Genomic DNA, 2,814 nt, shown 5'->3' on the forward strand with positions numbered 1-2,814 from the left:
GAGAAAGCGCATCCGGAAGTCTTCAACTTGCTGTTGCAGGTGATGGATAACGGTACGCTGACCGATAACAACGGCCGCAAAGCAGACTTCCGCAATGTTATTCTGGTGATGACAACGAATGCGGGTGCTGAGCAGATGGCGCGTAACTCGATTGGTTTTGCTCATCAGGATCACTCTACCGATGGTATGGAAGCGATTCGTAAGCTATTTACGCCTGAGTTCCGCAACCGTTTGGATGGCATTATTCAGTTTAAAGCGCTGGGTACGGATATCATAAAAGGTGTGGTTGATAAGTTCTTGACCGAGCTTCAGGTGCAGCTGGACGAAAAGCATGTGGTTCTGCATATGGATGATGCAGCGCGTAGCTGGTTTGCAACCAACGGATATGATGAGCAGATGGGTGCGCGTCCGATGAAGCGAATGATTCAGGAGAAACTGAAGAAGCCGCTTGCTGAAATGATTCTGTTCGGAGAGCTTGCCGAAGATGGCGGTGATGTTGCGATTACCGTTGATGACGAAGGCAATCTGAGCGTGGAGGTGATGGAGGCAGCCTGATGGCTGCCCCCATAAGTCCGGTCGGGCGATAAATTAACGCGCGCGGTAGACGATACGTCCTTTGCTCAGGTCGTAAGGTGTCAACTCGACCTTTACTTTATCGCCAGTCAGGATGCGGATGTAGTTTTTACGCATCTTGCCGGAGATGTGCGCTGTAACAACGTGACCGTTTTCCAACTCAACACGGAACATAGTGTTGGGAAGCGTGTCGATCACGGTGCCGTCCATTTCAATGCTATCTTCTTTAGCCATTCAGTAGCTACCTCTTAAGGCCTTGCAGATCCAAACCCGATTTTTTAAGCGCAGTATTGTGCCTGAAATGTTCAGGCATATCAAAGAGATTAAAGAAAAAGGGCGGGGAAAATTGTTTCAGTTAGGTGATGGACACCCAGTGTCCGTCGAGTAGTAATTCAATCGGTCGGAACATGATCTTATAATTCATCTTCCGACACTCTCTTACCCAGTATCCCAGATAGACGTATTGCAGGCGGCGGCGCTTTGCTTCAGCGATCTGCCATAGTATGCAAAACGTACCAAGGCTGCGTTTTTCTTCGTCTGGATCGTAGAACGTGTAGATAGGAGAGAGTCCTTGCTCTAGCTCGTCACAAACGGCAATAGCTAAAAGCTTGTTGTCGCTGTCACGAAACTCGAAAAAGATTGTTTCCTGTGCGCCATCAACCAGAAACGATGTGAACTGATCGATGCTAGGAGGGTGCATGTCTCCGTCCTTGTGGCGCAGGTTGATGTAGCGGGCGTACAGGTCGTAATATTCTTGCGTGAATTGCGGGGCAACTGCACGAAAAGTCAGGTCCTTATTCTTTGCCAGCACGCGTTTTTGGCTTTTGCTGGCGGCAAATACGTCCGTCGGTATACGCACCGAGATGCATGCCTGACACTCTTTGCAGTGGGGGCGGTAGATATGCCCGCCGCTCCGTCTGAACCCTAGATCGGATAACTGACTGTAGGTATCTTTGGTGATGACCGCGTGCGGATCCACAAACAGGGTTTTCGCCTGCCGGTCTTTCAGATAACTGCAATCATGTTCAGGCGTTGCGTAAAAATGCAAAGTCTTCAGGTTTGTCATCTGGGAGTCTCCCCGAAACTCAGTCTCTCAGGATTAAACACCCAGTCATGGCCGGATGTCTGATCCAGATACTTGTTCAGGTAGCGTTTAAACTCTGCTCTTGGAATCTCTTTTGCCCCAAGACTTTTCAGGTGATTGTTGCTTACCTGACAGTCGATTAAAGCATAGCCCCAGTTTTGCAGTTGTTCGACCATGAGAACGAATGCAATTTTAGATGCGTCCGTTTCTCGGCTGAACATTGACTCACCAAAGAACATTTTGCCCATCGCCAGGCCGTACAGTCCACCGACGAGCCGCCCATTTATCCGCAGTTCTACTGAATGGGCAATGCCTTGCCTGTGAAGGTCGCAATACGCACCCTTCATCGCGCGGGTAATCCAAGTGCCATCTCCATTAGCGCGAGGCTCGGCGCAAGCGTCGACGACAGCTTCGAAATCAGTATCAAAGCTGACATCGTAATCCTGTTTGCGGATCCGTTTGCGTAAGCTGCGGGATATATGGAGCTGTTCAGGGAATAGGACGCAGCGAGGATCTGGACTCCACCACAGGATAGGTTCACCTTGGTTGTACCAAGGGAAAATGCCCTGACGGTATGCTTCCTTGAGTCGTGCCGGGCTAAGGTCACCCCCCGCAGCGAGTAGGCCGTTGGGTTCCTTTAGTGCGGTATGTATAGCAGGAAAGCTATTGGATTCGTTGTCTAACCAAGCGATCATAAGACAGCGGAAAAGCGGGCGCGAAACGCCCGCATTTCCTTATTTCTCCAGATCGTCCAGGAAGCGTTCAGCATCCAGTGCGGCCATGCAGCCAAAACCTGCGGAGGTGATTGCCTGGCGATAGATGTGATCGCATACATCGCCAGCCGCGAATACACCTTTTACAGACGTCTGAGTTGCGTTGCCTTCAGTGCCGCTGTGGATCTTGATGTAGCCATCTTTCATATCCAGCTGGCCTTCGAAGATGTCGGTGTTCGGTTTGTGGCCGATAGCAACGAAAACGCCGGCCAGTTCCAGATCTTCATCGACGCCCTGGAGCAGCAGGGGCAGGTGCGCGTCATCTCCAACCCGCGCGTGTCGACACTCAACAACGTGCCCGCCGTGATCCGTGTGGTCGAGCAGGTGCCGGTGATCGAGCGCGAGGTCATCGACACCGAGCTCGTGCCGCGGACGCAGTACAAC

The 2,814-nt window shown here is 51.4% G+C and carries 5 protein-coding genes and 1 pseudogene; 2 read left to right on the plus strand and 4 right to left on the minus strand.

Features of this window, described 5'->3' with window-relative positions:
- Positions 1–555: AAA family ATPase (locus ABYW01_RS18560; RefSeq protein ID WP_372835740.1), on the plus strand; the 555-nt coding region annotated here is incomplete at its 5' end.
- A gap of 33 nt (positions 556–588) precedes the next feature.
- Here ABYW01_RS18560 and infA read toward each other — a convergent pair.
- The 4 genes and pseudogenes from infA to ABYW01_RS18580 form a co-directional block, all read right to left on the minus strand.
- Positions 589–807: a translation initiation factor IF-1 gene (gene infA / locus ABYW01_RS18565; RefSeq protein WP_193954513.1), complete on the minus strand. Its 219-nt coding sequence runs from the start codon at positions 805–807 to the stop codon at positions 589–591.
- A gap of 121 nt (positions 808–928) precedes the next feature.
- Positions 929–1,639 (minus strand): arginyltransferase, encoded by a 711-nt coding sequence (locus ABYW01_RS18570; protein ID WP_372835743.1) that lies wholly within the window; start codon positions 1,637–1,639, stop codon positions 929–931.
- Positions 1,636–2,352 carry a leucyl/phenylalanyl-tRNA--protein transferase gene (aat, locus tag ABYW01_RS18575; RefSeq protein ID WP_372835747.1) on the minus strand — a complete coding sequence of 239 codons (717 nt, stop codon included), beginning with the start codon at positions 2,350–2,352 and terminating at the stop codon, positions 1,636–1,638. The genes ABYW01_RS18570 and aat overlap by 4 nt, the downstream gene beginning before the upstream one ends.
- Positions 2,353–2,391: 39 nt before the next feature.
- Positions 2,392–2,655, minus strand: a pseudogene (locus ABYW01_RS18580) (FAD-dependent oxidoreductase); the annotation flags it as partial.
- Between the two features lie 51 nt (positions 2,656–2,706).
- On the opposite strand from ABYW01_RS18580, the gene ABYW01_RS18585 reads away from it, so the two are divergent.
- The coding region (locus tag ABYW01_RS18585; RefSeq protein ID WP_372835750.1) for a hypothetical protein at positions 2,707–2,814 on the plus strand (108 nt) is incomplete at its 3' end.

This window comes from Pontibacterium sp. (assembly GCF_041587635.1).
Classification (GTDB): domain Bacteria; phylum Pseudomonadota; class Gammaproteobacteria; order Pseudomonadales; family Balneatricaceae; genus Pontibacterium.

Excerpts from the sequence above, each read along its gene's own strand:
- ABYW01_RS18570 (WP_372835743.1), bottom strand. The coding sequence starts at position 1,639 with ATGACAAACCTGAAGACTTTGCATTTTTACGCAACGCCTGAACATGAT.
- aat (WP_372835747.1), bottom strand. The coding sequence starts at position 2,352 with ATGATCGCTTGGTTAGACAACGAATCCAATAGCTTTCCTGCTATACAT.
- infA (WP_193954513.1), bottom strand. The coding sequence starts at position 807 with ATGGCTAAAGAAGATAGCATTGAAATGGACGGCACCGTGATCGACACG.